The 25,194-nt window shown below is 59.1% G+C and carries 29 protein-coding genes; 13 read left to right on the top strand and 16 right to left on the bottom strand.

From position 1 onward, the window contains the following. Positions 1-141: 141 nt before the first annotated feature. The 3 genes from ACFVTJ_RS03955 to ACFVTJ_RS03945 all read right to left on the bottom strand — a co-directional run bounded on the left by ACFVTJ_RS03955 (position 142) and on the right by ACFVTJ_RS03945 (position 2,600). Entirely contained in the window at positions 142-1,296 is a 1,155-nt protein-coding gene (locus tag ACFVTJ_RS03955; RefSeq protein WP_386904789.1) for a DUF2336 domain-containing protein, read from the bottom strand. A gap of 111 nt (positions 1,297-1,407) precedes the next feature. Continuing rightward, positions 1,408-2,019 carry a flavin reductase family protein gene (locus ACFVTJ_RS03950; protein ID WP_386904787.1) on the bottom strand — a complete coding sequence of 204 codons (612 nt, stop codon included), beginning with the start codon at positions 2,017-2,019 and terminating at the stop codon, positions 1,408-1,410. After that, positions 2,019-2,600 carry a nitroreductase gene (locus tag ACFVTJ_RS03945; RefSeq protein WP_386904786.1) on the bottom strand — a complete coding sequence of 194 codons (582 nt, stop codon included), beginning with the start codon at positions 2,598-2,600 and terminating at the stop codon, positions 2,019-2,021. The genes ACFVTJ_RS03950 and ACFVTJ_RS03945 overlap by 1 nt, the downstream gene beginning before the upstream one ends. Positions 2,601-2,710: 110 nt before the next feature. On the opposite strand from ACFVTJ_RS03945, the gene ACFVTJ_RS03940 reads away from it, so the two are divergent. Next, a complete protein-coding gene (locus ACFVTJ_RS03940) occupies positions 2,711-3,691 on the top strand; it encodes a hypothetical protein (RefSeq protein WP_386904784.1) in 981 nt (326 codons plus the stop codon). Between the two features lie 213 nt (positions 3,692-3,904). Here ACFVTJ_RS03940 and thrS read toward each other — a convergent pair whose 3' ends face one another. The 4 genes from thrS to ACFVTJ_RS03920 form a co-directional block, all read right to left on the bottom strand. Beyond that, complete coding sequence (thrS, locus tag ACFVTJ_RS03935; protein ID WP_386904782.1) at positions 3,905-5,908, bottom strand: threonine--tRNA ligase; 2,004 nt, start codon at positions 5,906-5,908, stop codon at positions 3,905-3,907. Positions 5,909-6,034: 126 nt separating this feature from the next. After that, positions 6,035-6,559, bottom strand: a complete 525-nt coding sequence (locus tag ACFVTJ_RS03930; protein ID WP_386904780.1) for a DUF1697 domain-containing protein — start codon at positions 6,557-6,559, stop codon at positions 6,035-6,037. Further along, entirely contained in the window at positions 6,556-6,915 is a 360-nt protein-coding gene (gene yidD / locus ACFVTJ_RS03925; protein ID WP_386904778.1) for a membrane protein insertion efficiency factor YidD, read from the bottom strand. Before yidD ends, ACFVTJ_RS03930 begins: the two co-directional genes overlap by 4 nt. A 3-nt stretch (positions 6,916-6,918) precedes the next feature. Next, positions 6,919-7,365, bottom strand: a complete 447-nt coding sequence (locus tag ACFVTJ_RS03920; protein WP_386904776.1) for an iron-sulfur cluster assembly scaffold protein — start codon at positions 7,363-7,365, stop codon at positions 6,919-6,921. Between the two features lie 283 nt (positions 7,366-7,648). Between ACFVTJ_RS03920 and folE the strand changes: the two genes are divergently transcribed. The 3 genes from folE to ACFVTJ_RS03905 all read left to right on the top strand — a co-directional run bounded on the left by folE (position 7,649) and on the right by ACFVTJ_RS03905 (position 9,886). Next, complete coding sequence (gene folE, locus ACFVTJ_RS03915; protein ID WP_003495569.1) at positions 7,649-8,275, top strand: GTP cyclohydrolase I FolE; 627 nt, start codon at positions 7,649-7,651, stop codon at positions 8,273-8,275. A gap of 125 nt (positions 8,276-8,400) precedes the next feature. After that, on the top strand, positions 8,401-8,853 hold the full coding sequence (hisI, locus tag ACFVTJ_RS03910) for a phosphoribosyl-AMP cyclohydrolase (protein ID WP_386904773.1): 453 nt from the start codon (positions 8,401-8,403) through the stop codon (positions 8,851-8,853). Positions 8,854-8,947: 94 nt separating this feature from the next. Further along, a complete protein-coding gene (locus ACFVTJ_RS03905) occupies positions 8,948-9,886 on the top strand; it encodes a patatin-like phospholipase family protein (protein ID WP_386904771.1) in 939 nt (312 codons plus the stop codon). A gap of 57 nt (positions 9,887-9,943) precedes the next feature. Here ACFVTJ_RS03905 and ACFVTJ_RS03900 read toward each other — a convergent pair whose 3' ends face one another. Together ACFVTJ_RS03900 and ACFVTJ_RS03895 are read right to left on the bottom strand one after the other, a co-directional pair. Beyond that, a complete protein-coding gene (locus ACFVTJ_RS03900) occupies positions 9,944-10,378 on the bottom strand; it encodes a CBS domain-containing protein (RefSeq protein WP_386904769.1) in 435 nt (144 codons plus the stop codon). 154 nt (positions 10,379-10,532) lie between these two features. Next, positions 10,533-11,270 carry a rhomboid family intramembrane serine protease gene (locus ACFVTJ_RS03895; protein WP_386904767.1) on the bottom strand — a complete coding sequence of 246 codons (738 nt, stop codon included), beginning with the start codon at positions 11,268-11,270 and terminating at the stop codon, positions 10,533-10,535. Between the two features lie 354 nt (positions 11,271-11,624). Between ACFVTJ_RS03895 and ACFVTJ_RS03890 the strand changes: the two genes are divergently transcribed. The 3 genes from ACFVTJ_RS03890 to ACFVTJ_RS03880 all read left to right on the top strand — a co-directional run bounded on the left by ACFVTJ_RS03890 (position 11,625) and on the right by ACFVTJ_RS03880 (position 14,268). After that, positions 11,625-12,182: a PAS domain-containing protein gene (locus ACFVTJ_RS03890; protein WP_386905275.1), complete on the top strand. Its 558-nt coding sequence runs from the start codon at positions 11,625-11,627 to the stop codon at positions 12,180-12,182. Positions 12,183-12,362: 180 nt separating this feature from the next. Then, entirely contained in the window at positions 12,363-12,980 is a 618-nt protein-coding gene (locus tag ACFVTJ_RS03885) for a PilZ domain-containing protein (RefSeq protein WP_386904765.1), read from the top strand. 679 nt (positions 12,981-13,659) lie between these two features. Further along, positions 13,660-14,268 (top strand): transglutaminase-like cysteine peptidase, encoded by a 609-nt coding sequence (locus ACFVTJ_RS03880; protein WP_386904764.1) that lies wholly within the window; start codon positions 13,660-13,662, stop codon positions 14,266-14,268. 240 nt (positions 14,269-14,508) lie between these two features. Here ACFVTJ_RS03880 and ACFVTJ_RS03875 read toward each other — a convergent pair whose 3' ends face one another. Both ACFVTJ_RS03875 and ACFVTJ_RS03870 read right to left on the bottom strand, forming a co-directional pair. Then, positions 14,509-14,943 (bottom strand): DUF1489 family protein, encoded by a 435-nt coding sequence (locus tag ACFVTJ_RS03875; RefSeq protein WP_386904762.1) that lies wholly within the window; start codon positions 14,941-14,943, stop codon positions 14,509-14,511. Positions 14,944-15,008: 65 nt separating this feature from the next. Continuing rightward, positions 15,009-16,412 (bottom strand): L-serine ammonia-lyase, encoded by a 1,404-nt coding sequence (locus tag ACFVTJ_RS03870; protein ID WP_386904760.1) that lies wholly within the window; start codon positions 16,410-16,412, stop codon positions 15,009-15,011. Between ACFVTJ_RS03870 and ACFVTJ_RS03865 the strand changes: the two genes are divergently transcribed. Together ACFVTJ_RS03865 and ACFVTJ_RS03860 are read left to right on the top strand one after the other, a co-directional pair. Further along, entirely contained in the window at positions 16,411-16,800 is a 390-nt protein-coding gene (locus ACFVTJ_RS03865) for a hypothetical protein (protein WP_386904758.1), read from the top strand. The two genes, ACFVTJ_RS03870 and ACFVTJ_RS03865, sit on opposite strands and share 2 nt — an antisense overlap. Positions 16,801-17,070: 270 nt before the next feature. Beyond that, positions 17,071-17,421, top strand: a complete 351-nt coding sequence (locus ACFVTJ_RS03860; RefSeq protein ID WP_386905273.1) for a hypothetical protein — start codon at positions 17,071-17,073, stop codon at positions 17,419-17,421. 9 nt (positions 17,422-17,430) lie between these two features. Here ACFVTJ_RS03860 and ACFVTJ_RS03855 read toward each other — a convergent pair whose 3' ends face one another. Next, the gene (locus tag ACFVTJ_RS03855) at positions 17,431-18,195 is read right to left on the bottom strand and encodes a phosphodiester glycosidase family protein (protein ID WP_386904756.1); all 765 of its coding nucleotides are present in this window, start codon (positions 18,193-18,195) and stop codon (positions 17,431-17,433) included. Between the two features lie 106 nt (positions 18,196-18,301). After that, positions 18,302-18,463 carry an entericidin A/B family lipoprotein gene (locus tag ACFVTJ_RS03850; protein WP_003515706.1) on the bottom strand — a complete coding sequence of 54 codons (162 nt, stop codon included), beginning with the start codon at positions 18,461-18,463 and terminating at the stop codon, positions 18,302-18,304. Between the two features lie 192 nt (positions 18,464-18,655). Here ACFVTJ_RS03850 and ACFVTJ_RS03845 point away from each other — a divergent pair, with 192 nt between their 5' ends. Beyond that, positions 18,656-19,432, top strand: a complete 777-nt coding sequence (locus ACFVTJ_RS03845; protein WP_386905272.1) for a formyl transferase — start codon at positions 18,656-18,658, stop codon at positions 19,430-19,432. A 90-nt stretch (positions 19,433-19,522) separates the two neighbouring features. Then, positions 19,523-20,443, top strand: a complete 921-nt coding sequence (locus ACFVTJ_RS03840; RefSeq protein ID WP_386904754.1) for a methylenetetrahydrofolate reductase — start codon at positions 19,523-19,525, stop codon at positions 20,441-20,443. Between the two features lie 54 nt (positions 20,444-20,497). On the opposite strand, the gene ACFVTJ_RS03835 is transcribed toward ACFVTJ_RS03840, so the two are convergent. Next, the gene (locus tag ACFVTJ_RS03835; protein WP_386904752.1) at positions 20,498-21,436 is read right to left on the bottom strand and encodes a LysR family transcriptional regulator; all 939 of its coding nucleotides are present in this window, start codon (positions 21,434-21,436) and stop codon (positions 20,498-20,500) included. Positions 21,437-21,667: 231 nt separating this feature from the next. On the opposite strand from ACFVTJ_RS03835, the gene ACFVTJ_RS03830 reads away from it, so the two are divergent. Both ACFVTJ_RS03830 and ACFVTJ_RS03825 read left to right on the top strand, forming a co-directional pair. Further along, positions 21,668-21,886 carry a hypothetical protein gene (locus tag ACFVTJ_RS03830; RefSeq protein WP_386904750.1) on the top strand — a complete coding sequence of 73 codons (219 nt, stop codon included), beginning with the start codon at positions 21,668-21,670 and terminating at the stop codon, positions 21,884-21,886. 271 nt (positions 21,887-22,157) lie between these two features. Then, positions 22,158-23,198: a GlxA family transcriptional regulator gene (locus ACFVTJ_RS03825; RefSeq protein WP_004442297.1), complete on the top strand. Its 1,041-nt coding sequence runs from the start codon at positions 22,158-22,160 to the stop codon at positions 23,196-23,198. A gap of 193 nt (positions 23,199-23,391) precedes the next feature. Here ACFVTJ_RS03825 and ACFVTJ_RS03820 read toward each other — a convergent pair whose 3' ends face one another. Together ACFVTJ_RS03820 and ACFVTJ_RS03815 are read right to left on the bottom strand one after the other, a co-directional pair. After that, a complete protein-coding gene (locus ACFVTJ_RS03820; protein ID WP_386904748.1) occupies positions 23,392-24,867 on the bottom strand; it encodes an NAD(P)H-hydrate dehydratase in 1,476 nt (491 codons plus the stop codon). Next, positions 24,864-25,136, bottom strand: a complete 273-nt coding sequence (locus tag ACFVTJ_RS03815; protein WP_386904746.1) for a hypothetical protein — start codon at positions 25,134-25,136, stop codon at positions 24,864-24,866. Before ACFVTJ_RS03815 ends, ACFVTJ_RS03820 begins: the two co-directional genes overlap by 4 nt. Positions 25,137-25,194: the final 58 nt, after the last annotated feature.

The following is a 25,194-nucleotide window of genomic DNA, read 5'->3' as shown; positions in this document are numbered from 1 at the left end:
GCGGCAGGGAGAGTCCTTCCAGCCAAGGACTTGGGCTGGCTGGATCCCCGTGACGAGCACAGGGATGAGGATGAGAGGTTGCCCCCTCCGGGAAAATTATGACACCCATGCGATTTGTAGCAGCCGAAAATTAACCCGACCTCACGCCGCCTCAACCGAAAGCGCTTCCGCATAATACCGCGCCTTCTGGCGCTCTTCCGCAATGGACAGCTTGCGCACGGCATGCAGCAGTTCGAACAGCGTTTCAGAGCCGCTGACGTCACGGAAATGCGCCAGCAATTCGGCCGAGACGGAAGCGGCCGCTTCGGAAAGCTGCGAGCGGGCGGCACGGCGCCACATCGACGTCGCCGCGATAAAGACATCGATAACATCACCCGAAAGACCGATGGACTGGAACAGGGCCTTTAGCGCATGCGGACGTCCCGTTGCCAGAATGGCACGCACCTTGCGGTCATCGAGACCGGAGAGGTTGACCATCGCCGCCGTGAAGAACTCCAGCCGGCCGGAGCAGACAGCATGGATGAGCAGCGCCGGGGTCAGCTCCAGCCGCTGGCGCAGATGTTCCACCAGCGCCGGCAATTCCGTGGAGGAAATGCTTGATGCGATGAGGATGGTGCCGGAATCCTCCGCCTCGCGGAAAAGACTGTCGGCACGGCTGCGGGTGATCATGGCGTGAACAAGCGCGGAGCCCGCCAGCGCCTCGCTGATGCGGCCCATCAAAAGGTGGCGCGCATCGGCCGGCAGCGCCTCCCGGCGCAGCAGGAGGTCGCGAATATCGGCGTCGCACCCATGGCGCTCGGCAATGCGCCGCAACGAAAACGGCGTGATGAAAGCATCGTCATTTTCGAGCAGGATGAGGGTTTCCGGCAAATCCCCGACTTCGGCGAGTGCGGCGCAGACACCACGCGGCAGACCGGGCCTCGCGGCGATAAGAGAGCGTGTCAGGCTTTCGCCACGCCCGGCGAGATCGACCAGATCAGCCTCGGTCAAGACCGGCGAACGGGCAATCACCGTGCAGGCGATTTCCGGCTGATCTTCGGCGAGCGAGACGAGAATGGCACGCGGTGCATCATGGGCGTCCGCCAGCGCGTCGGCAAGCGCCAGCCGCACACGCGGTGAAGGATCATCCAGCAGATAGGTCATCGCCATATAGGCGGCATCGCGGTTTTCCCGCGCCATGTCGCCCTGCAGATAGGCACGGCCGAGCGAATTGGCGGCTTTTGCCCGCTCGGTCGATCCGGCCTTTTCAGACCAGCGAAGAAATGCCTGTACGATCACCTGAGCCTCGAAACACATTTACACAATGGATGACGGCATCATCGCCGCCACCATGTATAAAACTCTAGGCGCAAATGGTTTACGTTTGGTTCACCATAAAATTTAACCCTTGCACAAGAAGGGCTATATTTACGGCGCAGTAGACGGCCTCTGCAACTGGAATACATCGCTGCCGCCGTCGCAGTAATCCATATAACCCATGCGCGCCACCGGACGCGCAAGCCCCATGTCGATGCGGCCGTCACGAATGATCGTCTCGTCGATGTGGATCGCCATGACCTGCCCGATCACCATCCACGAGTCGGTCGGCTTGCCGTCGATATCGGTGAGCTGCTGGATCTGCGTTGCACGGCACTCCAGAACCGCCAGCGCCTCGCGCACAAAAGGTGCATCAACCACCCGACCATCAACGGCGGTGAGACCGGCAAGGGCGAATTCATCGACATCATAAGCAACCGGCGCGGAAGATGCATTCATCCGGTCGACCAGATGGCGGCTGACGAGATTGGCGGTGAAGACACCGCTTTCCTCCACATTGCGCAGGCTATCCTTGCGGCCGCTGGAGGAAAACATGACGAGCTTCGGCCGGTCTGAAATCGCGTTGAAGAAGGAGTAGGGAGAGAGGTTCAGCACCCCCTCCCTACCCTTCGAGCCGATCCAGCCGATCGGCCGCGGTGCGACGATCGCCTTGAAAGGATCATGCGGCATGCCGTGCTGGTTGGTGTCGGTGGTGTAGAACATCAGACATCCCCAACCCAGGTGACGACATCGGCAAGCTCCGGCCGTGGCCGCTCCACCGGCGGGAATGTCGTCGAGCCGATGTGGATGTAGCCAGCCACCTTCTCTTCCGCGCTAACGCCAATCTCCGCAAGGAAGACCGGGTCGAAAGCAAGCCACTCCGTCAGCCAGTTTGCCGCAAAACCATTGGCATTGGCCGCAAAAATAACGTTGAGGCACACCGCACCGGCGGACATGACCTGCTCCCATTCAGGAATCTTGAAATGTGGTTTTGCGGTACTGATGACAGCAATGACGACGGGCGCACGGGTGAAGCGCGTGCGCTCGGCGTTCTGCTGCTGCAGATCAAGTTCCGGGTTCTTTTCAAGCGCGATCCTGAGCGCCGTCTCCCCGAGACGCACCCGCTCCTCACCGCGATAAACCACGAAACGCCAGGGCGCGAGCTTGCCATGGTCAGGCACGCGCACGGCAAGGCGCAGGATATCCTCGATTTCCGTCTTAGAAGGTCCAGGCTCAGCAAGCTGCAAAGCCGGTGTGGAGCGGCGAACCTTGAGATAGTCGAGGAGCTTGATATCGCTAGTCATGATCAAAAATCTTCCATTCTGCTGTCATCGCGAAATTATGGGCCTTGAAATAGCCATGGCATTGGTTTTGAAGTGATCCGGGAAAATCAAGAAGTCAATCGGTATCGAAAATGTCGGCAATCAAAATCGCGGCACGTCTGGGCATCGCATGCGCCGCGCTCGGCCTTTTATCACAAACCGCTTTTTCGCAGGACGCCTTTAAAGACTTCAAGCAACTCGGCGGCACGCCGAAAATGCCGAAGCTCAATGCTTTCACCGCCCCGACAGCACCCAACGCCCCGGAAAGCACCGCCCGCGATATAGCCATGGAAGCCAAGCTGACGAGCAGCGGCGAAGCGGTGAAGGAAGGTCTGTTCTGGCGCGTGTTCAGCCCCATTCCGGGTGCCGATGGCAAATTGCCGATGCTGGCAAGCTCGGAGGGCGGCTCGGCGGAATTCCATCTGGCGCCGGGCGAATATTTCGTCAACGTCGCCTTCGGCCGAGCGGGCGTCACCAAGAAGCTCAATATTCCAACCGCAGGCACTGTGCAAAAGCAGGTGCTTATTCTCGATGCCGGCGGTTTTGTGCTGAACGCGGTCGCCGGTTCCGACAAGCAGATTTCCGGCAACCAGCTGAAATTCTCCGTCTATTCCTCCGATGCAAGACCGGATGGCGAACGCGGTCTGGTCATGTCCGATATCAAGCCGAACACCATCGTGCGGCTGAATGCCGGCACCTATCACGTGGTCTCCGAATACGGCAACGTCAATGCGGTGGTTCGCGCCGATATCCAGGTGGAAGCCGGCAAGCTGACCGAAGCGACGTTGCAGCACCAGGCAGCGCAGATCACCCTCAAGCTTGTTTCCGAACAGGGCGGCGAGGCGATTGCCGATACGGCCTGGTCGGTGCTGAACGGCGGCGGCGACGTGGTGAATGAAAGCGTCAGCGCCTTTTCGACCATGGTTCTGGCAGAAGGCGAATATACCGCCATCGCCCGCAACAAGGACAAGGTCTACCAGCGCAATTTCAAAGTCACGTCGGGACGTGATTCCGATGTGGAAGTGCTGATGAAGGATCAGGCGCCGGAAGATATGACCGGGGACTTTGAATAGGTTTCGCCACTCTTGAAATCATCCTCGGCCTTGAGGATGGTGACTCTCTGCCTCTAACGGGATGTCATCCTTGGGCTTGTCCCAAGGATCTAACCACGTCCAATTCAATCGAGACGCTGCAGATGCTCGGGACAGGCCCGAGCATGACGGGACGGAGCTTGCAGCACGTTCCCCACAAACGAAAAACGGCCCCCGAAGGAGCCGTCATCTTGGTCAAGCAACCTGCTTCTTCGCCGCAAGCTTGCGCTTCACATCCGGCGGTGTTGCCTCGTCCACGAGGCTGGTGATCGCCTCTTCCAGCGACATTGACGTCTGGTTCTGGGAACCGAGACGGCGGATGTTGACGGTGCGCTCTTCGGCTTCCTTGCGTCCGCAGACGATGATGACCGGAACCTTGGTCACCGAATGCTCGCGGACCTTGTAGTTGATCTTCTCGTTGCGGAAGTCGGTCTCGACCGCCATGCCTGCCTCGCGCAGCGCTTCGGCGACTTCGCGGCCGTAATCATCTGCGTCAGAGGTAATCGTCGCGACCACGACCTGCAGCGGCGCGAACCACAGCGGCATGTGTCCGGCGAAGTTCTCGATCAGAATGCCGAGGAAACGCTCCATCGAACCACAAATGGCGCGATGGATCATGACAGGCTGGGTCTTCTCCGAGTTCTGGTCGATATAGAAGGCACCAAAACGTTCCGGCAGGTTGAAGTCCACCTGCGTCGTGCCGCACTGCCACTCACGGCCGATGGCGTCTTTCAGCGTATATTCGAACTTCGGCCCATAGAATGCGCCCTCGCCTGGCAGAATGCCGGTCTTGATCCGGCCTTCGGACTGCTCCTCGATGGTTTTCAGAACCTCCATCATCACGCTTTCGGCGCGATCCCAGAGGTCGTCGGAACCAACGCGCTTTTCGGGGCGCGTGGAGAGCTTGACGACGACTTCGCTGAAACCGAAATCCTCGTAAACAGAGAGGATGAGGTCGTTGATACGCAGGCATTCCGCCGCCATCTGCTCTTCCGTGCAGAAGACATGCGCATCGTCCTGCGTGAAGCCACGCACGCGCATCAGGCCATGCAGCGCACCGGAAGCCTCATAGCGATGTACGGTGCCAAATTCCGCAAGACGGACAGGCATTTCACGGTAAGACTTCAAGCCATGCTTGAAGATCTGCACGTGGCCGGGGCAGTTCATCGGCTTCAGTGCGAAAACTCGCTGATCGGCATCCTCGTCATCGGGATGGGTGAAGGCATGGGCGGATTTTACCGCGAACATGTTTTCCTGATACCAGCCCCAGTGACCGGAGGTCTCCCACAGCGATTTGTCCAGCACCTGCGGCGCGTTGACTTCCTGATAGGTATTGGCAAGCCGCCGGCGCATATAGGCCGTCAGCGTCTGGAACATGCGCCAGCCCTTGCCGTGCCAGAACACGACGCCCGGACCCTCTTCCTGGAAATGGAACAGGTCCATTTCGCGGCCGAGGCGGCGGTGGTCGCGCTTTTCGGCTTCTGCGAGAATGTGGAGATAATTGTCCAGCTCTTCCTGTGTCGCCCAGGCGGTGCCGTAAATGCGCGACAGCATTGCATTGTTGCTGTCACCACGCCAATAGGCGCCAGCCACCTTCATCAGCTTGAAGGCCGTGCCGATCTGGCCGGTAGAGGCCATATGCGGACCACGGCAGAGATCGAACCAGTCGCCCTGATAATAGATCTTCAGGTCCTGCCCCGCCGGAATGGCATCGACAAGCTCGACCTTGTAGTTCTCACCCTTGGCGGCAAAGACTTCCTTCGCCTTTTCGCGCGACCAGATTTCGCGGGTAAACGGCTTGTTGCGCAGAATGATTTCCTTCATGCGCTTTTCGATCTTCGGCAGATCTTCCGGCGTGAAAGGCTCGTTCTTGGCAAAGTCGTAATAGAAACCGTTCTCGATGACCGGGCCGATCGTCACCTGCGTGCCGGGCCACAATTCCTGCACGGCTTCGGCCATGACGTGGGCGGCATCGTGGCGGATGAGTTCCAGCGCACGCCCGTCTTCACGCGTGACGATCTCGATTTTGCCGTCGGTGATGGTCTCGGACAAATCGCGCACGGTGCCGTCAAGCGCAATGGCGACGGCTTTCTTGGCAAGCGATTTGGAAATGGATTCGGCGACCTCGCGGCCGGTCGTACCGGCGGGGTAGCTGCGCACGGATCCATCGGGAAATGTAAGGGAAATGGCTTCAGACATCGTCTCGTGCTCCTGTCCAGTCCCGCCAACGAATGCGGGTGGTGTTGGAATAATGATTTGCCCGCGATAAGCGAACAGGCAGGCTGATAAAGGCTTTTGCCATTGCAGTCAAAGGTGAAGGGCGGTTCAGCGAAGCATTTCCGCAAGACCATTGACCGTATTGGCGTTGCGTGTCGTACCGATACCAAGCCTTTTGGTGGTAAGGACGGACAGCAGCCGGCTCTCGCTCGGTTTCCCGCAGAAATCGATCCAGAGATCGCCGCCCGCGAGCGCGATCTTCTCCCTGCCCCGGTATTTCTCCAGCAATTCCAGGACGCCGTGGTCCAACGGCGCCCGCATGCACCTGACGCAGACATCCGGCGGATTGCCTTGCGGAAACGGATTATCCGCCGCCAGTTTCAGCCAGTCGCCACCCGCGCGAACGACAATATCGACATGTTTGCCGAAACGCTCTTCGAAGGCGCGCTCCAGCCTGTGCTCGATTTCGCGAACAGGGGCCGCTTTCGTGCGAAAAACCAGATTTCCGGTCGCTACAAGCGTCCTGCAGTCGGCAAACCCCAGCTCTCCCGCCAGGGCCCTGAGATCGGCCATGATAAGCCGTTTGCCGGCACCAAGAACGATGCTGTGCAGCAGGGCCACATAGTCGCTCATCCGCGCAGGCTCCAGTAACGCCAGGGCGCCCACCAATGCCTCTTTTCGCCAAGCGTCTCCGGCACCGGGTCCAGCCCGCTGGTGCCGCCCGGGCCACAACGCGCCACACGAAACACCGCCATCCATCCGCCGGCCCAGAGCCCGTGGCGGGCGATGGCTTCATAGCCATATTCGGAACAGGTGGGGATGTGGCGACAGGAATTGCCGACGAAACCCGAAAGCGTCAACTGATACAGCCTGATGAAACAGACGCCGAAAAGCCGTCCCGGTGTTTTGGCAAAGGTGCCACCCCAATTACGGGATCGCCCGGCTTTTACCGCCGTCTCTTGATGCCGGCAGCCCGGTTCTCCGCACATCGCCTAACCCGCAGCGTTTAGAACCGGCCGGCCTTCGATCTGGTCGAGCGCATCGACCACCGCTTCGAAGGTCAGCATGGTGGAGGCGTGACGGGCCTTGAAATCCCGGACCGGGGAAAGCACCCGCATATCCTCGAAACGACCCGTCGGCCCCTCGCTGCCCTGCTTCAGCATGGCCAGCATATCTTCCCGCGCCTGGCGGATTTCAGAGCTGGAAGCGCCGACAACGTGATGCGCCATGATGGAGGCGGAGGCCTGGCCGAGCGCGCAGGCACGAACCTCGTGCGAAAATCCGGTCACGATGCCGCCTTCCACTTTCAGATAGACCTTGAGTTTCGAGCCGCACAGCCGCGAGTGTTTTTCAGCGCTGGCATCGGCATCCTCAAGAACGCCGATCAGCGGGATATTGCCGGCAAAGTCCAGAATGCGATTATTGTAGATGTCATCCATGGTCAGGTGTCCGGCGCGCTCAAGAATGCCCAAAAACAGGACAGGTCAAATTTTTCAAACACAGCGTTTGTCGCAGTGAAGCTTTCCTGCCCTTCGTTCTCATTATATGCTAACGAGCTTTCTGGACATCAAGCCGTGATCAAATTAACGGCTCCGATACCGAAAAAACAGCATCGGTCTTGCCAAAATGCTGTAAAACAACCAGATAGCAGCAGCTGCGAACATGAGTTCGCGATGAAAAACGAATTCAGGTGCGGCCTTTACCCGCATCGGGAGAGACGGAATGGATGCGATCGTGAAGAATTTCCCCGGCGCTGGCGCAAAACCCGACGTGGCCGAGGCTCGCCCAAGCCAGGCGGAAGCCGAAGAAGCAGTACGCGTTCTTCTGCGCTGGGCAGGAGAAAACCCCGCCCGCGAGGGCCTGCTGGACACGCCAAAGCGCGTCGCGAAGGCCTATCGTGAGCTTTTTGCCGGTTACGAGTTGAACGTTCAGGACGTGCTCGGCACGACCTTTGAGGAAGTCGGCGGATATGACGATGTGGTGCTGGTGCGCGACATCCCCTTCTTCTCCCATTGCGAACACCATATGGTGCCGATCGTCGGCAAGGCGCATGTCGCCTATCTTCCAGCCGGTCGCGTGCTTGGTCTGTCGAAGATCGCCCGCGTCGTTGAAATCTTCGGTCGCCGCCTGCAGACGCAGGAGAACATGACGGCGCAGATCGCCAGATCGATCGAGGAAACGCTGAAGCCGCGCGGTGTGGCCGTGATGATCGATGCCGAACATATGTGCATGTCCATGCGCGGCGTAAACAAGCAGGGGTCCACGACCCTCACCACCAGCTTCACCGGCACGTTCAAGAACGATCCGGCCGAGCAGGTGCGCTTCATGACCATGGTGCGGAACCGCTAGGCGTTGGACCGAAAGCCGTAACGAGGCTTTCGGAAAATCCGACGCGCAAAAATTTATGGTGGCGGAAGCGATTCCGTTTTATCCGCCACTCTCATCATTCCGCCAGTTGATTTTCCGGGGTTATCATGTCCATTTCGTTTCCGCCCGCCTCTGCGGACAAGGAAGTGCTCGAAAACGCAGGTCTCTTTTCACCGAAATTCGACGCTCACGGCCTCGTCACCGCCGTGGTCACCGATGCGCGCGACGGTGAATTGCTGATGGTCGCCCATATGAATGCGCAGGCCCTGTCGCTGACTCTGGAAACGGGCATCGCCCACTATTACAGCCGTTCGCGCGACAAGATCTGGAAGAAGGGCGAAACCTCCGGCAACTTGCAGACGGTGAAGGAATTCCGCACCGATTGTGATCAGGACGCCGTGTGGCTGAAGGTCTCCGTCGCCGGCCATGACGCCACCTGCCATACCGGCCGGCGCTCGTGCTTTTACCGCACCGTCGAACTCTCCAATGGCGATGCTGTGACCAGGATCACCGACGACACCCGCCATTTCGATCCGGCCACAACCTATTCCGACACATAAACGGCCGCCTTCCATCGGCCGCACCAATTTGCTACCAATATAACGGGCTTCAGGGATTTGAGGGACGCCCGAGGAACTGGCAGGGAGTGCGGTCATGTTGGGATGGGGAAATCGTCATAATCAACTTGCGGCTGGAAATCCCGAAGGCACCGGCAATGAGCCGCCCGTCACCCAGATTGTCGACAAGCATCGCATAGCGCTCGCCCTTGGCGGCGGGGCTGCTCGGGGGTGGGCCCATATCGGCGTGCTGCGGGCACTGGACGAGGCTGGCGTGAAGATCGGCATGATCGCGGGTACGTCGATCGGCGCGCTGGTGGGCGGTTGTTATCTCGCCGGTAAGCTCGATGAGCTGGAAGAATTCGCCCGGTCGCTGACGATGCGCCGCATTGCCGGCCTGCTTGATCTCACGATCGGCGGCGGCGGTCTGTTCGGCGGCATGCGACTGACCAAGCGCATGCAGGAGCATCTGGAAGGCCTGCGTGTCGAAAACCTCGACCACCCCTTCATCGCCGTCGCCACCGAACTGCGCACCGGCCACGAGGTCTGGATCCATCAGGGTGACCTCGTCACCGCGCTGCGCTCATCCTATGCGCTGCCGGGTATTTTCGAACCGGTGCAATGCAATGGCCGCACCCTGATTGACGGGGCGCTCGTCAATCCCGTGCCGGTTTCCGTCTGCCGGGCCTATGAGCAGGCGCTGGTCGTTGCGGTAAACCTCAACTACGATCTTTTCGGCCGCTCCGCGGTGGTCAAGCACGCGTCTTCACCGCATGGCGGTGGCATAGCGCCCACGGAAACGGCGCCGCGTCCCGGCCTGCCGGGCGTCATGGTGCAGGCCTTCAACATCATTCAGGACAGGATTTCGCGCTCGCGCCTGGCCGGTGATCCGCCCGATCTGATGCTGCATCCGCGTATCAACGATATCGGCCTGTCAGAATTCCATCGCGCCAGCGAAGCCATCGACCGGGGATATCAGGAAACACGTGCGCGCATTCCGGAACTGGAGCGCATGCAGCAGGCATTCCGGCGGTGAGGCGAGAAGCTCCCTCATTCCTGCGCCTGTCACAGAAATGAGGGAAGTGACACTAACTCAGCCCGCGATATAGGCCTTGATATGCTCCGCTTCGGCCTCGATTTCACCGATCCGCGCCTTGACCACGTCACCGATGGAGATGATGCCGGCCAGGCGGCCGTTCTCTTCAACCGGGACGTGCCTGAAGCGTCCGCCCGTCATGATTTCCATCAGCTCATCGGTGGTGGAATTGTGGTGACAGCGAATGACATTCCTGGTCATGGCCACGGAAACGGATTGCTGGAGGGAGGCGGCACCTTGACCCGCAACGGCCTTGACAAGATCGCGCTCCGTGAAGATGCCGAGAACGACACCATCGCCATCGGTCACGACGACGGAACCGATCTTGTGCGCGTGCAGCGTGGCCGCCGCCTCACCGATGCTGACCTCAGGATTGACAGTCACGACATCCCGGCCCTTGCGGTCGAGAAGATCTTTTACGAATGTGGGCATGCCTTCCTCCTCTTTGCAGCGATCCGCAGTGCCGCAGTCTCCCCCGGCGGTTGCAAATCATGCGGTATGGTGCGCTGAGGCCCGCTTGAATGCAATCCCGCATGGGACGCGCGAAAGCAAATTTGCGCCACGGCCGACAAGGAGCGTGATCGACCTAGCGTAGTGGACGATCGAAAAGGCCGAAGAACAGGAAGCCGAGCAGAAACCCGAAAACATGGGCATCCCAAGCGATTTGACCGCCGACATCTCCGAACAGCGGCACGCCGACGGCAATCAGCACATTGCCGAACAGCCACATCAGCGTGAAGATCAGAACCGTGCGGTTGGAGAGTGCCGCAAGAATGCTCTGCCGCGGCATCAGATGGCCGAAGGAGGCGCTATATCCGCCACGCGCAGGGAAAGCGAAGCGGCAAGCCGCGCCCATCAGCGCCGATACGACACCGGATGCGCCGATGAGTACCGTCACATCACCCCAGTTTAACGCCGCATGGCCAAAGGCGGAAACGGCGGCGGAAATGCACCATAACAGTACAAAGCGCACTGTTCCGATCCGGCGCAGAACCGGCGCACCGAAGGCCATCAACCATAATCCGTTAAAGAGAATATGCTCGATGCCACCATGCAGGAAAGAATAGGTCACCGGCGTCCAGAGCCATTCCAGGCCCTGCTGCGAAAAAGGGACAGCGTAACGCAGCGGGATGAAGCCAAAGGTGAAGACGAACCAGCGTTCACCTTCCTCCGACAGAAGATAAGCGGGGACCACATAAGCGATGACCAGCGCGGCCAGGATGCCGACGAGCAGCCCCGGCAGGTTGAAGACGGGCGTATTCGTATCGTCTTTCGGCTCCGGCGATTCCGAAACCGGCGGCTGTTCGCCGTCCTCGTAGGACATGATCCCATCCCTGTCTTGGTCGAATTTTGCGTTCCCCGAGCAATATAGGAAGCCCGAACGAAAAAAAAGCCGTCCCGCCTTTGTGCGCGCGACGCTAAACCGCAACCGGTTCGAGCGCCGGGCCACGGACGGTCCGGCTTGCAGGCGAGCCCGTGAAATCGCGGGCAGCGCCATCAATTGTGCTGAAGGGAGCGTTCCCCCGACATGGCGACACGGATGCCACGACCGCGGCCGAGAAGCAATCTCAACCATTTGTTAACCTTAACAAATCCGGTTGGCACGAAAATCGCTACACCTCCAGATACAGACGTTCGGATGGACATGATGTCCCAAAAACGAACATGGAGAAATGCTATGAAGAGCATGGCCGGACTGGACATATATGCCTATTGGGACGACTTGCGCGGCAAGCGCCCTGCCCCTCGCCGCGAAGACATTGATCCCGCAAAGCTGAAACATCACCTCGGCGATCTTTTCATCCTCACCGACAAGGGAGAGAACACGCCGTTCTTCCGCCTTGCCGGCACACGTCTCTGCGACCTGTTTGGCCGGGAATTGCGGGATCGCCCCTTTTCGGAACTGTGGCATCAGGCCAATGCCGTCTTCCCCTGTCGTGTCGCGCGCGGCATCCTGCAACACCAGTTGCCGGTGATTTTCGATGTTGAAGCCGAAGACGAGCACGGCGTCGCACCATTGGCCTTCGAAATGCTCCTTCTGCCATTGCTCACGGAGACGGACGCTTCACCAAGACTGCTGGGGGCCCTGTTGCCGGAAAGTCCCAGGCTTGATTTTGCCGCTCCGATCCAATGTCTCTCCATGAAAAGCAGCCGGCTGTTGCACCTGGACATTGTGCCCACAGAGCGCGCGGCAAACACCAGTGCAGCAGCGGCCCCCTTTGCAGGACGGCTTTGACGGCTTCCGCACGCATCGCGCCACGGGATCAGGGGGCTGTCACGGCGGTCCAGCGCAATAAATACGTCAATACTGTAATCATTTTGTCGATTGGAAAAATTGTAGATATCAAACAATACAGTCTGTTAACTCGCGCAATGTAGAAACGAGGCATCATCATTCATTACAATTGCGATGCCCATGTTTTCGTCCCGCTCGGCCAACACCGCCCAGATCCCGCGTCCGGTTGAAGAAGCTCACCTGGACGACGCCGTCCGTGTGTCCTTCACCGGCCGTCTCATGTTGCCCGACCACGAAGAATATGATTGCACCGCAACCGAGATGACCGCAGAAAGAGCGCAGTTCACCTGCCCGGGTGTTGCCCGCCGCGGTGACCGTGTCATCGCCTATCTCCAGCATATCGGCCGGATCGAAGGCACCGTCACGACGCTGACCCCAGCAGGTTTCCTCATCGCCATCAACGCGCCGGAGCGCAAGCGCGAAAAACTCGCCGCCCAGCTCGCATGGATCGCCAAACGCCAGCTGCTCGGCCTGCCGGAAGACCGCCGCCATGACCGCCTGACGCCGCGCAATGCCAAGGCACAGCTCGTTCTGGAAGACGGCGTGCTCGTCGCCTGCCGACTGATCGACCTCTCCCTGTCGGGTGCGGCCATCGAGATCGAAAACCGGCCCCCCCTCGGAACCCGGGTTCAGCTTGGCAAGAACATGAGCGGCAAGATCGTGCGCCACTTCATGGAAGGCGTGGCGGTCGAGTTCGACCGCGTGCAATCGCCCGACGCTCTGATCGAGTTTCTCTAGGACGTTGACAACACACGGCACCTTTGCGCCGGTTAAAAACGCGCAGAATGTTCTGCGCGCGTTGGGTTCTGCCTGACCCCATTGCCATGAAGAGGCATAAACCGCCAGCGGCAACATTCGCGGCTGTGCGGGTTCGCGCGCCGCGCATGGCGTCTGGCGCGATTCATTTTCTCCTTCACGAGTTCCCATTCTGATGCGCCGACTATGCGATATGTCCTTTGCATGCGCGGTTGACTGAGCGGAACGCGGCACGTCCTTTCGGGTCGCCGATCGCGCGAATGGGGACAAAAAACATTCGGCAAATCTTTTTTTGCAGAAAAAAAGCAGTTTTTTGAATTTTTTTTGCCGCTTTTTTCGGCCTGTTTCAGCCTGAAAGAACTATCCCAAAACGGGAAATTCACCGCCTAGCCAAGTCCAGCAAGACGATAGCGGATAACAGCGCGGACAGCGACGCGCCGAAAATCGCTTTTAATACAGCAGCCTAAATGACTACCAAAAGCCTAAGGGCGAGATGCGTAAAATTGTAATAAAATTTGCTTCAAACACGCATAAAAACTAACTCGAATACAGTTCAAAACATCGGCTAATTTGCTGAAATTTAAGCTCAAATTGCGCCGCGCAAATTTCCGTCGGCTCAAAATATAACTGCGAATGTCTCCTCACCACGGGGAGACAAGCAATGAACAAGAACAACCGTTTCGTTTTCACTCTGATCGCATTCATCGTCAGCGCCTTCGCCCATCAGGCAAGCGCTTCGCCAGCCGCCGTCATGCGCGTCATCGGCAAGGCCAATCCGCCGATTGGCCACTATGAGTTCTGCCAGACCTATCAGAGCGAATGCCAGCCGACCTCGCTGGACAATGGACCGATGCAGCTGACCGAAGAGCGCTGGAAGACGATGCTCGACGTCAACTACAGCGTCAACACCACCATCACGCCGATGACCGACATGGAAATCTATGGCGTCGAGGAGCGCTGGGCCTATCCCACCACTGTCGGCGATTGCGAAGACTTCGTGCTTCTGAAGCGCAAGATGCTGATGAACAAGGGGTTCTCTGCCTCCAACCTGCTGATCACAGTCGTTCTTCAGCCCAATGGCGAAGGCCACGCCGTCCTGACCGTCCGTACCGATCGTGGCGATTTCGTTCTCGACAACATGCGCAACAAGGTCATGAACTGGTCGGAAACCGAATATACCTACCTGAAGCGCCAGGACACCGCCAATCCCGGCCGCTGGGTGAAAATTCAGGATGGCCGCGCCACCACGGCGGTTGGCGGCATCCGGTAAGTTAGTCAGACAGCATACCCTTCCCGTCTCCACAATTAAAAAGCCGGCTCCGCAAGGGGCCGGCTAAATACTCTGAACAACTGACCTACCAGGCGTCATCCTTGGGCCTGTCCCAAGGATCTAACCACGCCAACGCAATCGAGACGTCGCAGATGCTCAGGACAAGCCCGAGCATGACGGAGGACAGCTTTCAGGGCGCCAGCAACTCCGCCGACTAATCGAGGTTTTCATTTTCATGCATCATAGCAAGCCAAGCTCGGCGAGTTCCCGCCTGAGATCGGAAGGCAAGTCCTCGCCGCCCGCCCCGCCGCCGAGGTCGCGTGGCGCTTCGTCGTCCTTCAGGTAACGCCAGCCCTGAAACGGGCGCTTCGGCGCAGGTGAGGTCTCGATAACCTCGGGGCCGAGAATGAGGTCGCAGCGGGAAATACCGTCTTCGCCCTTGAAGGAGCGGATATCGAGAAGTTTCTGCCGCGCCTGCACCTGTCCCTTGATGACCCAGTAGAGAGAGCCGCCTTCCAGCAGTTCCTCGACGCGCTTTGGGATCATCCGGGTGGTATGGACGCTATGCGGCTCAAGGCCAGCGGCAATTGCTGTCAGTGCGCGATGCGCGACCCAGTCTCGCAAGTCCTGGATTGAGTCCGCGCCAACGCATAGTTTGATGAGATGTAGAGGCATGCCCCTATCAATGCCTTTTTGCGACGGGCGTCAAGCATCTGCACGACGCCTGCCGCCCTGCCCGCTCAGCACTCCACAACGTTGACGGCGAGGCCGCCGGTGGAAGTTTCCTTGTATTTTTCGCTCATGTCGTTGCCGGTCTGGCGCATGGTCTCGATACAGGCATCAAGCGGCACGAAATGCTGGCCGTCCCCCTTCAGCGCCAGCGAAGCCGCGGTTACCGCCTTGACGGCGCCAAGCGCGTTGCGCTCGATGCACGGCACCTGCACAAGGCCCGCGATCGGATCACAGGTCATGCCGAGGTGATGTTCGAGCGCGATCTCTGCGGCATTCTCCACCTGTTCGGGCGATCCGCCCATGACCGCGGCAAGACCCGCCGCCGCCATGGCCGCAGCCGATCCGACCTCGCCCTGACAGCCCACTTCCGCGCCCGATATCGAAGCATTGTGCTTGATGATGCCGCCGATGGCGGCGGCCGTCAGCAGGAAGTCCCGCACGTCGTCGACGGTCGCATCCTCATGGAAATGCCGGAAATATCGGACGGTGGCCGGAACGACACCCGCCGCACCATTGGTCGGCGCGGTCACCACGCGGCCGCCGGCGGCGTTTTCCTCGTTTACGGCCATCGCGTAGACGCTCAGCCAGTCATTGGCCATAACAGGGTTCAGCCGGTTGCTGCGCCATTCCGCATTCAGCTTCTCATAAATGGAGCGGGCGCGGCGGCGCACCTTCAGACCGCCGGGCATGATGCCATCCACTTTCAAACCGCGCTCGATGCAGCCATTCATGGCTTCCCAGATCTGGTCGAGACGCTCGTTCAGTTCCTCGCGGGAAACCACCGTCTCCTCGTTTGCGCGCTTCATCTGGGCGATGGTGCGGCCGGAACGGGCCGCCATCTCGAGCATTTCCCGCGCCGTCCCGAATGGATAAGGCACGCGGGGACCATTATCGATGGTCTTGCCGCGCTGCTTGATCGCCTCCAGTTCCGTATCGGTGACGACGAAACCGCCGCCGACGGAATAATAGATGCGCTTGATGAGAAGCCTGCCCTGATTGTCGAAGGCGGAAAAGGTCATGCCGTTGGCATGGCCGGGCAGCGGGTTCTTCTTATCGAAGACCAGATCCTCGGCCGGGCGGAACAGATAGGACGGGTGACCGGGCGGCGTGACCGTGCCCGCCTTTTCCACCGTCTCGATGATCGCATCCATGGCATCGGGATCGACGAGGTCCGGCCGCTCGCCGGTGAGGCCAAGGATGACGGCACGGCCGGTGCCGTGGCCAATGCCGGTGAAGGCAAGCGAACCGTGCAGGCTGACCTTCAGCTGCGCAACGGCGGCACCGGCCGGACGCGGCCAGTCATCGCTGAGGATCAGCGCCAGGAAGCGGTTGGCCGCCGTCATCGGCCCCATCGTGTGGGAGCTCGAAGGACCAATACCGATCTTGAAGACGTCGAAGACCGAAAGAAACATGAAGTTCGCCCTGAATATGAATGGATTCCTCCACCATCATATCCAAAGCCGAAAAGGATCGCCACAAAAGAGCGTCAGCGGTTTGCGCAGCTGCGACATGAGCGTCCCGGAAACGAAAACAGCACGGTTTCCAGAGGAAAACCGCGCCGTTTCAAAACCTGTTATTCAGGAGAGAAGCTTATGGGCTGCCAAAAATGTACGTCAATGCGAGAAAAGCGGCAAAGCCTGCAAGTGCGCGCAAGGTGACGCCCCAGCAGGATTTCTGAGCGGTTTCTTCCATGATTACTCCAGCTATTCACTCTCCGGGGGATCTTCAAGACCCGGCCCGTTGGGGCAAGCATTTATTAAAATCCGACGAGGAACGCAAATGCAAAAAGCGGCTAAATGAAGGCGTTTTTGACAGGCTGCCATTCGCCTCGTGCATAGGTATGTGAAAAAACAAGGCGTTAGGGCGACGTGCGAAAAAGAGCCGTTTTGGGCTTCGCCGCAATTTGGGCTAAAGTGTAACCGTTATTTAAAGCTTCCCTACAAACACCTGTTGAAAGCCCTGACGGCCGAACATCTAAGGGTAGAATTTCTCGCGCTAAAGCGCCGCGCCTTGAAAGGCCGCCGGTGCTGCTTTATCGACGATGGCAACGACAACGACGCGAGTCTTTCCATGCAGCAGGCATCCTCATTTCCCGACCGCGAAACGGTCGCGTCGAAACTCACGTCGCTAACGAGCGAAGATAAAGCGTGGGTGCTCTTGTTGATGGAAAATGCCTTGCAGGATGAAAATCTGCTGGCCGGCCTCAATCTTTATCTCGATCAGCAAACCAACGCCCCTTTCCTCAACAGCCTGAAGCTGGAGGCGACCGGCGAATGGCTTGGCGGCAATGCCCCAGCCCGGTTGCAGATCCGCATCACGGAAACCGCAAGAGCGAGCCAGCACCCCGCTTTTCTCGCGTTCCGCAAGGGCCTGACGGCATCGGCAGGCCTCGAAAAAGCCTATCCCAAGGCGCCGATCTGATCTTTCCGGCTAATCCGGCACCCGATCGACAACAGCGATGATCGGCCCCATCGGAAACAGCGAGTCCCGCCTTCTCATCGCGGGAATATCGACGCTGGATATCGTACCGTCGAGATAGAGCGCATTTGGCGCATCCAGCACATCCCTGAACAGGGTAGCGAAATCGTAAAAGCGCACAGTATTTTCCGAAATGGCGAAATGCACCATGCCGTCGCGGGAGACACCAACACCGTTGCGGCGCTTCAGGCTGTCGCTATCAGGCAGAAAACGCGGATGCAGCTTGCCGTCGATCACGAGCATCGGCCCGGATTGCGTGGCGAAATCCGGCTTCGGATCCGCCGCCATATAGGCGTCGGTGTCCAGCACCCCGGCCTTCGCACCCTTTATATAAAACAAGCCATTCGGCAGAAGGTGAAAATTGCCCCAGCCGCCCCGCGTGCTGATCGGTGAGCGCTCCACGCCATTTTCGATGAAAAGGCCAACCGGCGAATAGTCGGAATGATACATGCCGCCATTCATGGCGAAGATGCTGAACATATGCTGGTGCCACAGGGCCGAAGAGAGATCGGCAAAATTCCGATATCCCTGCCCGGAGACATGGTCCTGATCATAAATGCGGATGGTGCTTTTTGCCGGGTCGAAACTGCAGACCGTGTATCGACCGCCCGCATGGTCGATGCTCTTGCAGAAATCCGTCTGCCCTGCGGCCTGCGCCGAGAACGGCAGCAGCAATGGCAACAGCAGCTGCGCCAGTTTCTTTACCGATACAATCATGCCCGCCCCTTTGATTCTCGCCAGGCGAACATTCGCAGGGAAATTCGGTCAAAGAAAAGGCGTCACCCGACTTTCGGGTAACGCCTTTCCGGGAGGGGAGCGTTGATTAACGGCGCGCTGCGCGGTCTACGCTGCGGCCGGCATCCTGCGTCGCGTCGACGGCGTTTGCCGTATCCCGGCCCACGCCGCGAATGGTGTTACCGCAGGAGCTCAGGGTGACAACAGTCAGCAAAGCCACGAAAACGGTCGAAAGAATGCGTGTGATCATGTGAAACTACTCCCCTATGACTTGCCGTCTAAAGGCAAGCGCCGATGTGATATGCGTCACAATAACGTGAGTCCGAAAAAACGGTTCCAGCGGTATTTCAAAAAATCCCGTCTATGAAAATTAACAGGGTTTTGAAGTTCACAGGGCACACTCGCCAACCGGATCATGGTTTGGGAAAATCGCGTGGGTGATATGACTGACATCAACAATCGGCTTCTGGTGATGACGGCGGGCGGCACGAACCCCAATGTCATGATCAACGCGCTGGCTGCCCGGTTTTCCGACATCCACGTCTTCCTGGAGCAGCCGGAAAGCAAGTCGGTCATTCTCAGGCGGCGCGCGCGACGGCTCGGATGGATTGTCGCTGCGGGCCAGATGGCGACGATGATCGCCTCGCGGCTCGGCAAACGCTTCACGGTTCGCAGAAGCAATGAGATCATCGCCGAACACGGCCTTTCTCCTGATCTCCACCCCGGTCTTCCCGTCACGCAATTCGCCTCGCTCAATGATGAGGAATGCCGCGAGGCCGCCAATCTGCTGAAACCGGCGGTCATATTCACCATTTCCTGCCGCCTGCTGACGCCAGCCACGCTTCAGGACCTCCAATGCCCGATCATCAATTTCCATGCCGGCATCAACCCCGCCTATCGCGGGCAGATGGGCGGTTACTGGGCGCTGGTGGAAAAAGACCGCGGCAATTTCGGTGCGACCGTGCATCTGGTCGACAAGGGCGTGGATACCGGCGCCACGCTTTACGAGAAACGGCTGAAACCGTCGCCCTCCGATACGATTGCTACCTATCCACTGCTTTTGACCGCGGCATCGGTGGATATCGCCGTCAGCGCCATAGAGGACGCCCTTTCCGGCAGCCTCGCCCCGCAGCCGCCCTCACCCGGCAAATCGGTGCTGCGTTTTCCGCCCACCATCTGGACCTGGCTATGGAACGGACTGACAAAGCGGATCTGGTGAACCGCGTCTGAGGGAAACCGGACCGAGCTTCGTCGCAGATGCAAGCCTGTCTTGCCGCAACAGGCACAGACTTCGCCGCAAAACCGGTGCATGGTAATAAAAAGGATATTGCACAAATTGCCCGATATTTCCGCCGCTTCCGTCATCCCGGCCTCCATTGAAGCCTCACCCGCACAGGTGCTTGGCGCGACGGAGCTTGCCGGCCTCTTTCCGCGGGGTGTCCGCGTCTACCTCACCGACACCGGAGCAGCCTCACAGGAAAGGCTGGTTGAAGCCGCAGCACATTTGCGCGACCTCGGTTACGAACCGGTGCCGCATCTTGCAGCGCGGCGCATCCCCTCACGCGTGGCGTTTGAGGAACAGGTGAGACGGCTTGCCGGAGAAGCAGGTGTTACGGATGTTCTGGTTGTCGGTGGCGGCGTCGATCGACCTACCGGTCCCTTCGCATCCAGCATGGACATGTTGTCGACAGGCATTTTTGACCATTGCGGCATAAGGCAGATCGCCATCGCCGGCCACCCCGAAGGCAGCCCGGACTTCAACGATGACACGGCAATGGCCGCACTCCGGTTGAAACGCGATTTTGCCGAGAGAAGCGATGCCGCCATGCGCATCGTCACGCAGTTCGGTTTTGATCCCGCCCGTTTCATCGCCTGGGCGGAAGGGCTTTCGGCCTCTGGCATCGAGCTTCCGGTGCATATCGGCGTATCCGGCCCGGCCAAGATCACGACGCTTTTGAAATATGCGGCACTCTGCGGCGTCGGCAATTCCATTGCTTATCTGAAGAAAAACGCGCTTTCCCTGACGACGCTCGCGAAGGGTCATTCACCGGAAAGCGTCGTCGGTCCGATAGAGAGGCACTGGCAGGCCAATCCGCAAGGCCCCATCCGGCAGATTCACGTCTTTCCCTTTGGCGGATTGCAGAATTCGGCCGACTGGCTGGTCAAGCGTGGAAGCTGGCAAACCGGCGCAACTGACCATTCGGCGTCCCAGGATTCGATGGCGGGTTGAATACCACCATCCCGAACGCGCGACGGTCCACGGCCGCCGCGCACGTCCTGGACCTCAGGCCGCTTTGGCGACCTCGACAAAAGCGTTTCGAATGCTTTCAGCCACCGCAAGAACAGGGCGCGACGCCTTGTCGCCCATGATCAGTCGGATATCGAAAAAGCCGAGTTCCGGCAGGCCTTCCTTGTCACCCAGAATGACCATGTCGTTCAGCACGTAGGATCGCGGCAGCGGCGCAACGGCTAGATCGGCGGCAATCGCCGCGCGCTGCGCCATGGTATGGCCGCTGAGATAGGCCACGCGGAAATTGCGCCCGCGTTTTTCCAGCGAATTGATCGCCTCCGAGCGCCAGATGCAGCCCTCTTCCCAAATGGAAATCGGCAGCGGATCGCGCAGATGGGCCGTGCCGCATTTTGCGCCTGCCCAGACCAGACGTTCGCGCATCAGCACCTCGCCGGTATCGCGCAGCGGGTGGGAGGCGCAGTTGACGAGGGCGAGGTCAAGCCGCTGCTCGTCCATGCGCTTATAGAGATTGGAACTGGAATCGATGGTGACATCGATCATGATACCGGGGAAAGCATCGGCAAAACGCTTGAGAATGCCCGGCAACAAGCCACGCTCGCCAATATCCTCCGGCGCACCGAGCCGGACGACACCTGACAGTTCCGGCATGACGAAACGCGACACGGCCTCATTAGAGAGAGCAATCATCCGCCGCGCGTAGGTCAGCAGCGTCTCGCCGTGCGCGGTCAATGTCACTGAGCGGGCATCGCGCAGGAACAGTGTCGTCTTCAACTGCTCCTCAAGCTTCTTGATCTGCATGGAGACGGCCGAGGGCGTTCTGAACACCACTTCCGCAGCGGTAGAGAAATTTCCCGTTTCCGCAATGGCGACGAAGGTTCTCAATATGTCGTTATCCAGCAACGGTAGCGGTTGGCGGAAAGTCACGGTCATGGCACGCACCTTCAAATATTTTGATTTATAGATGGATATCATTTCGTTTGATTGAATGTCAACAACGGCGCACCATCTGGGACATCGATTGACGGGGCGATTTAAGCTTCGTCGGAATGAAGCGGCAACGACCTCGCGGACATCCCGCGTTCCGAGCCGGTAATTCATTCGATAAATTGATGAATGACATAAGTCTCATTCGCTTGCTTGATAAAACAAGCGGGCGCATACCGAAGTCGCAAACACGATCGTGGTTCAGGAAAGGATCAAGACATGACCATGGTACATTATCTGCCGGTAACCAACCGGTCTTCGCACCGCCCAGCATCCGGTGGCTGGCTCCAGCGCCTGTCCGAACATGTTTCCGCCCGTTACGCAGAATGGCGGCGAGACCGGATGCTTCGTACACTGGAGGGATTGCCGCCGGAAACATTGAAGGATATCGGATGGCCGACAGCCGACACCACCCGCACACACGCCGGTCGCAAATGATGGCGGACAGATGGCTCGCGACCCTCTCTTGCGTTGCGAGCCATAAGCGCCGCCCCTGACCAAAGGGACCGAAGGCGCAAAATTGCCTGCCTGTTTTACATGCGACACAGCGCCCGTTTTAAAGCCTTGTCGCAAATTTTGCATAATTCAAAAGCTATTTTTTGACAGCCCCGATTCCACGGCGTATTTTTCGTTAAAGATGTCGCAGAGAGGACATCCAGAAGACCAATTCCAAGGGAGGAATTGCGTATTCGCAACGGAGCACGGGCAAATGAGCAGAAACTCCCAGAAGAAACGCTCAATCGTCTTTTTTCTCATTCCGCAATTTACCATGCTGCCCTTCGCTGCAGCGGTTGAAACGCTTCGCATCGCCAACCGAATGTTGGGCTATCAGGCTTACGAATGGCGGATCGCCTCGCTCGACGGCCAGAAGGTCATGTCATCGAGCGGCATCTGTCTTGAGGCCGATACCTGTCTTGCCGATGAGCGGCGCTATGTCAGCGGCGAAAACCGCCCGGAAATGGCGATCATCTGTTCGGGCATTGATGTGGACCAACACATCAACAAGTCGGTCAATGCCTGGCTGCGTGAGGCCTATAATCGCGGCATCGCCATCGGCAGCCTCTGTACCGCCGCCCATATCCTTGCGCAGGCAGGCCTCCTCAACGGCAAGCGCTGCGCGATCCATTGGGAGAACCTGCCCGGCTTTTCCGAAGCCTTCCCGCAGGTGGAAGTCTATGCCGATCTCTTCGAAGTCGACAGCAACATCTATACCTGCGCCGGCGGCACGGCCTCGCTTGACATGATGCTGAGCCTGATCGGCCAGGATTTCGGCGAAAACCTCGTCAACCGCGTTTGCGAACAGCAATTGACCGACCGCGTGCGCAGCCCGAATGATCGCCAGCGCCTGCCGCTACGCGCCCGCCTCGGCGTGCAGAACAGCAAGGTTCTGTCGATCATCGAATTGATGGAAGGCAATCTTGCCGAACCGCTATCCCTGCTCGACATCGCCGATGCCGCCGATTTGTCGCGCCGGCAGGTGGAACGCCTCTTCCGCCAGGAAATGGGCCGCTCGCCCGCCCGTTATTACCTCGAAATCCGCCTCGACCGCGCGCGTCACCTGCTGGTGCAATCCGCCATGCCGGTGGTCGAAGTGGCCGTCGCCTGCGGCTTCGTCTCCGCCTCGCATTTCTCGAAGTGTTATCGCGAAATCTACAATCGCACACCGCAGCAGGAGCGCGCTGAGCGCAAGCTGCTGATCAGCGCCTCGCGAATGGCAATGGCGAGCCAGGCAGGCAAGGCCGCGCATTGAGGGCGTGTGTGAAGGCCTGAAAAGCGAGACGCTTGGCAGGATAGAAACCTATCCTCCGTCATGTCGGGCTTGATCCGGCATCAGGCCACGGCGCGTTTGCGCCGTGAGATCAGTGCGTCACAATCAAAGACTTGATCGCCCTGGACCACGTATCAAGTCCGCGGCGGCGAAAGTTGAGATGCGCATCCCTACATCAGACGAACGGCCGAACCGCATGGGCCAAATCCTCCGCCGTCATGCCGCTACCTGCCCTATGGCCCGCCTCGCCATGCAGCCAGACCCCGGCCGCAGCCGCCTCGAAGGCAGGCGTGCCCTGCGCCATCAGCGCGCCGATGATACCGGCCAGCACATCACCTGACCCAGCCGTCGCAAGGCTCGCGGTCGCATTGGTGTTGACCACCGCCCGGCCATCCGTCCCGGCAATCACCGTATCCGCGCCCTTGTAGACCAGTACGGCATCACTGCGCGCCGAGGCTACCTGGGCCTTCTCGATCTTGCTCAGCATCTTGTCGGCGGCAAGATCGGGAAACAGCCGGGCAAATTCGCCCTCATGCGGCGTCAGCACGAATTTGCCCGTTCCCGACGTGACACGCGCAAACAGGGCCTCCTTATGATCCCTGAAAGCCGTGATCGCATCGGCATCCAGCACCACCGCCCTGTCTCCAAGCAGGGACACGAATTGCCGCGCCTTTTCGAGGTCGCCGAAACCAGGACCGAGAACGAAGGTGCCATGACGCCCATCCTCCAGCCACGACCGCAGATCGTCGGCATCGTCCATCGGCGCGTTCATCACGGCCGTCAACGTCGTGGACAGCACGTCGAGCGCCTGGCGCGGCGCGGCAACGGTGACGATGCCTGCACCTGCCTTCAGCGCCGCAAGCGCCGCCATGCGGCATGCCCCCGTCGCATGAGCCGGGCCGGAAAAAACGGTGAGATGCCCGCGGCGGAATTTATGCGTCTCGAGATCGTCCGCAGGCAAGGCAGAACGCCAGACAAGCGGATCGTTTTCCGCAATCGAGCCAGAATGGGCTTCAAGGATGCGGGACGGAATGCCGATATCAAATACCTCGAGCGTCCCGCAAAGCTCCCGTCCCGGCATGAGCAGATGGCCCGGCTTGCGCGCCATGAAGGTGATCGTCCGCTCGGCCCTGAACGACGCGCCGAGAGGCACGCCCCGCCTGCCGCAGAGACCCGAGGGCAGATCGACAGCGAGAACCGGCACCTTCGCCTGCGTGACCGCTTCGATCACGCGGACAAGTTCCTGCGGAACATCGCGGGACAATCCAGCCCCGAATACCGCATCGATCACCACGTCACCCGAGAGCGGCCTATAATCGCCGAGCGGCAGCGGCGTCACGCCGCTTCGCTCGAAGGCCGTCCGCGCATCACCCCTGAGCGCGACGACATCACCGAGATGATGAACCGCGACGACCGCTCCGCTGTGCAAGAGCGCGCGCGCCGCCACATAACCATCGCCGCCATTATTGCCGCCGCCACAGAGCACGATCAAACGCTGCGCCTGCGGGTAGTGACGCAACGCCGAGGCGGCAACCGCCTGCCCCGCCCGCTCCATAAGGTCATAAAGAGGAATACCGGATTGCCCGGCCGCCGCATCGATGCGGGCCATGACAACAGGGTCGATGAGAAAGAGATGCGAGAGGGATTTCATGTCACGATCATCCCTTCAAAACGTCGGAAAGGCAATCGATACAAAAATGAGCAACTAGCCATGTCCAAATAATAGACAAATGCATAAAATATAAACAGACGACCTTTCCCCTTCTCGCGTTTTTCAAAATATTCAAAAAACCTAAAATAATACAATTTCACAGAAATGCAGATGGATTTTTCGGGTTTCGGCGAGAAATTGGCTGGAAAAGCGCAAAAAGCGAATGCATTTTGTGCTGGAAGGCCGGAGGAACGAAGTTTTTTCTTCACGCCCGCTTCCGATCTGGCACAATACGTGCATTCTTGTGGCAGAGCGGGATTTACCTGC

The organism is Agrobacterium sp. NPDC058088, from assembly GCF_042885035.1.
Taxonomy (GTDB): Bacteria; Pseudomonadota; Alphaproteobacteria; order Rhizobiales; family Rhizobiaceae; genus Agrobacterium.
The sequence above is the reverse complement of the archived record's forward strand: the minus strand, read 5'-3'. Positions and strand labels throughout refer to the sequence as shown.